This is a genomic window from Methylobacterium sp. WL6 (genome assembly GCF_008040095.1).
Classification (GTDB): Bacteria; Pseudomonadota; Alphaproteobacteria; order Rhizobiales; family Beijerinckiaceae; genus Methylobacterium.
On sequence record NZ_VRVH01000036.1, the window covers coordinates 21,577 to 28,204 of the forward strand.

Genomic DNA, 6,628 nt, shown 5'->3' on the forward strand with positions numbered 1-6,628 from the left:
TAGTGCCCAAAGAGCTGCGCCGCTGTCCCGAAGAATAGCGTCAAGCGGAGCCGAGGCACCGTAGGCTTTCGCGGTCGCGCCGGATGAACGCAGCCGCGATTTCGAGATGATCCATTCGGGTCTCGACGGGAAGACAGGTCGGTCGCCATGCATGAGCTCTCTCGATGGGTCGGCCGCCTCGGCTCGGTGGTGCTCGCCGCCCTGGCGGTGATCGCGGTGGGATGTTCCGCCCGCGCGCAGGACGCGGCCTATCGGATTTCGTCCGGCGACAAGATCACCCTGTCCGTGTTCGGTCAGCCGGAGCTGGCCGGGGACTACGTGGTCGGCGGCGATGGCAGCATCCTGCTTCCCATCGTCGGCGACGTCGCGGTCGCGGATCTGACGCTGCCCGAGCTTCAGAAGCGTGTGACGGAAAGGCTCGCCGACGGCTACTTCCATCAGCCGGTCGTGAGCGCCCGGATTTCCGAGATGCGGCCGATCTACGTGATGGGCGACGTCAAATCCCCGGGAAGCTATCCGTTCCGCTACGGTGCCACCGTCCAGAGCGCCATCGCCCTGGCAGGGGGATATGCGCTGCCCGAGCAGGCGCAGATCGGGCTGCGCACGGAGTTTCTCCTGGCCGAGGAGCGCGTGCGAGCGCTCGAGCTGACCCGCCGCACGCTCCTGGTCCGCCGCGCTCGCCTGTCGGCGCAGCTCAACGACGCGCCGAGCTTCGCGCTTCCCGCCGAGCTGACCGAGGACGATGGGACGCGCGCCCTCTTGAAGGCGGAACGCGAGATGCTGGAGACCCAGCAGAAGGCTCTGAAGGCCGAGGTCTCGCTGCTCGAGGAGCAGAAGCCCCGGCTCGAAGCGGAAATCGTGGGAAACAAGGCCCAGTCGGCTTCGGAACAGGTGCAATTGAACCTGATTCAGGACCATCTCGCCGACTACAACAAGCTCATGAGCGACGGTCTCGCGCGGCGCTACACCGGGATCGAGCTCAAGCGCGAGGAAGCGCGCAACAAGGGAAACATCGCGCGCCTCTCCTCGGAGCTGGCCCGTCTCGAGCTGGGCATCGGCGATCTCGCCGTGCGCGTGCTCGACACGCGGAACACCTACAAGCGGCGCGTCATCGTCGAGTTGCAGGAGCTGCGCTCTCGCCTGGCCGAGGTCGAGACGAGCCTCCCCACGGCGCGGGAGGTCCGCGAAGCGCGCATCCAGCAGGGCGGCACTCTCGGCATCGCCACGTCGCAGGAATTGAGCCGCAGCGCCTTCGTCACCCGGCGCCAGAACGGGAAGGCGGAGACCGTGCGCGTGACGCTGACCACGGTCCTTGCGCCGGGCGAGATCGTCGAGATCCGCCGGGACGGCGCAGCGTCGGATGCCATGGCGCAAGGCGGCGCAAGCAACGGCGTCGCCGCCAATGCCACGGCCACGGCCTCCGACCGCGCAGCGCAACGCCCGACCACATGGACCTCCGCGGATCCGACCGACAAGTACCCGGGCGCTCTGCTTCGATAACCGATCGGCGCCGCGGGCATCGTCCGACCGCGTACCCGGCCCGACCGCGAGCGGCGCCCCGGAAGGCGCCACCGATGCCAGACCACCGTGCGGCCGAGCGGAAGCTCTACGCCTCGAAGACCATCCGACAGCCTTCAACGACGAGGACGACATGAACCAGTTGCCGCGGTTCGATCCCCACCTCAGGGAGACGAGCGTCCGTGATCACTACGACGGCGTCGCGCAGTCGGCGATCAAGATGATCTTGCGTCGCCGCCGGCTCATTGGGGTGGCGCTGCTGGCCGGGTTCGTGATGGGCATCGCCGGGCTGATCCTCATCAAGAAGACCTATACCGCAGACGCCTTGATCCAGCTGACCTTCAGCCGCGACGAGCAGACGCGGACGGGATCATCGGCGCAATCGACCGGAACGGCGGTCGAAGCGTCGGCCCTCGTGGAGAGCGAAGCGCGCCTGCTCCGCTCCAGGGCCGTCGCCCGCCGGGTCGTCGCCCGCCTCAACTTGGCGGCAGATCCGGAGTTTGCACCCGCGACCCCGTTCATCCTTCGTTTCGAAAGCTGGCTGCCCGACAATCTCCGCACCATTCGCCCTTGGCAGACGCCGTCCTCGGACCAGACGTTTCGCGAAGACCTGATCGCGCACGCACTTCTTCAGGGTCTCTCCGTCACCAACGACATTCGGTCCTACATCATCGGCGTTTCGTATGCTTCGGCCGATCCGGAGCGATCAGCGAAGATCGTCAATGCGTTCCTGGACGAATACATCAGCAACAACATGGAGACCGGCGTCAGGGCTGCCCAGCGGACAAGCGACTGGGTCGCCTCGCAGATCCGTCAGACCCGCGCGTCGCTCGACATCGCCGAGTCGGCCGTGAACGCGTATCGGCGCCAGTCGGGATTTCTCGAGCTGTCGACCGACGGTGGAATGCCACAGCAGCAACTGCAGAACCTGTCCGCCCGTCTCGATGCGGCGACCGCTTTGCGCCTAGCCGAGGAGGCGAGGGTCGCACACGCCAAAGAGGTCTTCGTCGCCGGAGGCGTTCCGTCCGCGGAAGACCTCGCCGGTGCTCCGGTGATCCGGGAACTTCTGGAGAACCGCGAGAAGCAGCGGAGGGAACTGGCGGAACTCGCCCTCAACGGACCGAAGCATCCCGGCCTCGCGCGCGCGCGATCCGCGCTCGACGACACGGAGACGCGCCTCCACGCGGAGATCGAGGGAGCGATCAAGGAATTGGACGGCCGCTTGAGATCCGCCGCCGACGCGGAGGCAGCGCTCGCGGCTCACATCAGGCAGACCAAGGACACGGCGATCGACTCCAAGAAGCGCGAGACCCAGCTGAAGAGCCTTCAACTCGACGCGACCTCGTTGCGTGACAGGCTGAAGGTGCTCACCGAAAGCTATGCCCAGGCCATCGCCGCAGCGGGCCTGGCGTCCACCAGCGCGCAGGTCGTGATGCGGGCCGAGGCGATCCCGCTTCCCTCGGGACCGAACCCGGTCGTGATCTTCGCCGTGGCGATGTTGGGCGCGACGGCGATCGGGATCGGCGGAGCCTACCTGCTGGAGAACCGGCACGACGGCCTCCGCTCGGAGGCCGAGCTGTCGGCCGAGACGCAGACGCCGTGCCTCGGCATGATCCCCGACCAGCCGAAGCGCCCGAAGCCGAGCGACAAGCGCCTTTTCGAGGAGGCGATCCGGTTCCTGGCGGCCTCGATCGACGTGCAGACCGCCGCCGCCTTCGGCCGCGTCCTCCTCATCACATCGTCGGTTGCCAAGGAAGGCAAGTCGGACGTCGGCCGCGCCCTGGCGACCGAGGCGGCCAGGAACGGCGGGAGAGCCCTCATCGTCGATGTCGCGTCGCGGTCGACCGAGGAAACAGGCACCCTATCCCTGCCGCTCGATGCGGCGGTGAGCGACCCTGATGCCTTCCTGAGGGATTTCGCCGACGATCCGGTCGTCCGTTTGGCAGCGCCACGCTGGATCGCTTCCGACGATCTCACCTGCATGCGTCTCGCAGCCTTCATCGAACGGGTGAGGTCCTCGTTCGAGATCATCATCCTCGAAGCTCCGCCGGTTCTGCAGTCGCTCGACTTTCTGCCGCTCGCAAGGCTGGCCGATCTGGTGGTTCATCTCGCCCGGTGGGGCACGACGCCTCGGGAGACCATCGCGGCCGCCTTCAAGCGGTTCGATAGCCTTTCGGTTCGCGTCTGCGGGACCTTGATGACCCACGTCGATCCAGCGACGAACCAGGGCGCCGGCAGGCGCGGTCGAGGCGCGTCGTCCTGGGACCGAAGGGACTCTGCCGCGAAAGGGCCCTTCCTCGGCTCCATCCGCTCGGCGATGAAGCGCACACGGGCTTCGCAGCTGCTGAAACCCTGAGGATTCCGCGCTGCCCACGCGAAGGACGGCACGGCGTCGACGACCGTTCCGCGAGGCCGGTCGCTCTCCACGCCGCGAACGTCCGCGAGGCGAATGCCCCGGCCCCCCGCACCGTCCCCGTCGCCCTCGACCGCGACGGATCGGGCGCTCATTTGCGGCGTCTCGACCGGCCCCGACAGGGCGGATGGCGATGCCGAACCGATCCGACCTGTGCCGTCCCAGGGTCCCGGCCGACGAGGGCGACCGCGTGCCGGGCCCGGCTCAGGGAGCCCGGCAATTCATCGCATCGGCGGCCTCGGCGACGCTGAGCGACCGCCGGCGAACCTCGAGCGGGACGTCCGGTCGTTCCGATACCGCCGTCGCCTCGCGCCTGAGTGCCTGGTCGCACTCGCACGAGCGGTGCCCGGCCGCATCGTAGCAGGCGTCGTGGCGCTGGCAGGCGGCGTCGAGGGCGTCGGTCGGCGCCGCGCTGGCCCGCACCGCAATAGTTGCCGTGAAACAGTTCCTTGCCCGTGAGCACGTTCGCGAGGTCGCCCTTCGGGGGGGGCGCCTCCTGCGGCGTGCCGCTCGGGTTCAGGTCGTTCGCCGGTCCGCCGGACTTGCTGGCCGACCCACGCAGCGTCTTGGGAATGCCCGATCGCGCATCGGGCTCTCCCAGACTTTCTCCAGTGCGGGAGTTCGGATCGGACAGGTCGGGAAGCGGCGGCGGCGGACCCGGCCTCGCCTCTTCAGAGCTCGTCGAACCCGGATCGTCCTCCGTCGTCTGCGCCACGGCACCGTGTGCCAGGAACACCGCCATGGAGAGGACCAGCGCAACCAGGGTTTTCAAGTCCGACTCCCGTGGAGCGAGGCGAGCACGTCGTTCGGCGCGCCTGGCCGGCGCCATCGGCCCTCCGAGACGGATCGCCTCGAAATCGAAGTCTCCGAACGCAAGGACGGTCCTCGCCTGGGTAGGGGCGGGACGCGGACCAGATACGGCGACGTCGAGGAAAGCGTTCCACGCCCTGTGCCGGAAAGCGCGATCGAACGGGACGACGGGGGGATCGCCGTCCCGACGATGTCGCTGCGCGTCGGCATGACCGCGACCGCGTCGAGCCCGCGGTGGATGCCAGAGAGCGGCCAGGCTCACCCGTTCGCCGGCACGGAGGCTGCCGACGACAGCTTGCCTGCGCGACGGATGGGAAGCGGGATGCCGGGCATCAGCCGGCTCGCCGACGCGGATTGCGCAGGCCGCACGTGGCTGCCGGCGAGGAAGCCACGATCAGAGATCACGCAAAGGTGAAGTCAGGCTTATCTAAGGTTGCCGATATCAAGCGGAACAATGCCCGAAGCCGTGCCGTTGCTTGCCGTCTGACGGCATGCCTCGGGCGCGTTGGGGTCTGCAGTTGGACGTCGAGAATTTCGAAGCTTATCACCGCCTCTACGGCGGTGTCGCCGACCTGTCGCGGATCGGCGCCGGCTTCAGCGCGCGCCTCAACGTCATCCGCCTCCCGCGTCTGGTGCTGCATGAACGGCGCGTGGAAGGCGTCTTGTCGAACCGCACCTGGGCGTGCGTCGGCCGCCAAGGCTTCGATCACATCACGCTCCATCTCCTGAGATCTGGGGATTTCGTGTCCGGTCCGCCCGGTGCCGAGCGGCGGCTTCAGCCCGGCGAGGTCGTCGTGCTCGACACGAGCCGCCCCCACGTCTCCCGCATGACGACGCGCGCGGAGTTGCTCTCGATTCAAGTGGCACGCGCCCACGTCGCGGAGGTGATCTCCGATCCGGCCGGGATCCACGGCACCGTCCTGCCGGCCGCGGCTTGCGGCCTGCTCACGGATTTCCTGGCCTCGCTCACGCGGCGATCCGCATCGCTGCGGCCGGATCCGTCGGCCCACGTCGCAGCGGCGGCGATCAACCTGCTGAGCCTAGGCCTCAAGGGCCTGCCGGCCTCGGCCGAGGCGCTTCCGGCCGAGGCGGGGGACGCGCTGCGGCGCCGGCGTGCCGAGGCCTTCATCGCGACGCGCCTGCCGGACCCGAACCTCGACGCGCATGCCGTCGCGGACGGGATCGGGATCTCGCGCTCCGTCCTGTACCGGGTCTTCGGCGTGGATGGCGGGGTGAGGCGGTTCATCCAGCAGCGACGCCTGAACGAGCTGCGCCGCGCCCTCCTGCGCCCCGGCGAGACGCGCCGTCTCGGAAGCCTCGCCTACGCCCACGGATTCGCCACCGAAAGCCATTGCAGCCGCGCCTTCGCGGCGGCCTTCGGCCTCCCGCCGGGGCGGTTCCGGACCGAGCTGATGCGCCCGGATGCCGACGAGGCGATCGATCGCGAGGACAGCCTCATCGGCTTGGCCAGGGCGCTGTACTGACGATCGGCCCCGACGCCAGGATCCGCGCACGCGCCGCATCGAGCCCGCGCGCGCCCGCGAAGGTCCGTGAAACCCGCTTGCCCGGCGCCACTTATCGCAGGGGAAACGGCGGGAGGAAACGGATGGCAGGCACGATCGACCGCGCGACGCTCGACCGTCTGATCGCCCTGGGGCGCGAGCGCGGGGAGCTGACCGCGAGCGAGCTTCAGGCGGCTCTGCCGGTCGAGACCTTCGACGTCGACGACCTCGTCCTGGTGATGCTGGAATTGGAGGCGGCGGGGGTGAGCGTGGAGCCGGATGCGTTCGGCCCGCGCGCCGAGACCGACGCCGCGCCGCGCCTGACCCTCGCGAGCCCGGAGCCCGGCGTACCCCGCGTGATCGCACCAACCGGCGAGGGCGAGCC

6 protein-coding genes are annotated in these 6,628 nt (G+C 68.9%); 4 read left to right on the top strand and 2 right to left on the bottom strand.

All coding sequences use genetic code 11. The features are described from left to right. Positions 1–189: 189 nt before the first annotated feature. On the top strand, positions 190–1,500 hold the full coding sequence (locus tag FV230_RS07960) for a polysaccharide biosynthesis/export family protein (protein WP_246694790.1): 1,311 nt from the start codon (positions 190–192) through the stop codon (positions 1,498–1,500). Between the two features lie 151 nt (positions 1,501–1,651). Continuing rightward, positions 1,652–3,874, top strand: coding sequence for an exopolysaccharide transport family protein (locus tag FV230_RS07965; protein WP_187275431.1), 2,223 nt, complete (start codon positions 1,652–1,654; stop codon positions 3,872–3,874). Positions 3,875–4,135: 261 nt separating this feature from the next. Here FV230_RS07965 and FV230_RS31345 read toward each other — a convergent pair whose 3' ends face one another. Continuing rightward, the gene (locus FV230_RS31345) at positions 4,136–4,354 is read right to left on the bottom strand and encodes a hypothetical protein (protein ID WP_348642125.1); all 219 of its coding nucleotides are present in this window, start codon (positions 4,352–4,354) and stop codon (positions 4,136–4,138) included. A gap of 788 nt (positions 4,355–5,142) precedes the next feature. Beyond that, on the bottom strand, positions 5,143–5,463 hold the full coding sequence (locus FV230_RS30645) for a hypothetical protein (RefSeq protein ID WP_246694792.1): 321 nt from the start codon (positions 5,461–5,463) through the stop codon (positions 5,143–5,145). On the opposite strand from FV230_RS30645, the gene FV230_RS07975 reads away from it, so the two are divergent. Together FV230_RS07975 and FV230_RS07980 are read left to right on the top strand one after the other, a co-directional pair. Then, a complete protein-coding gene (locus FV230_RS07975) occupies positions 5,374–6,225 on the top strand; it encodes a helix-turn-helix domain-containing protein (protein WP_246694791.1) in 852 nt (283 codons plus the stop codon). The genes FV230_RS30645 and FV230_RS07975 overlap by 90 nt on opposite strands. A 122-nt stretch (positions 6,226–6,347) precedes the next feature. Next, positions 6,348–6,628 (top strand): RNA polymerase sigma factor region1.1 domain-containing protein (locus tag FV230_RS07980; protein ID WP_187275433.1); only part of this gene is annotated, 281 nt, incomplete at its 3' end.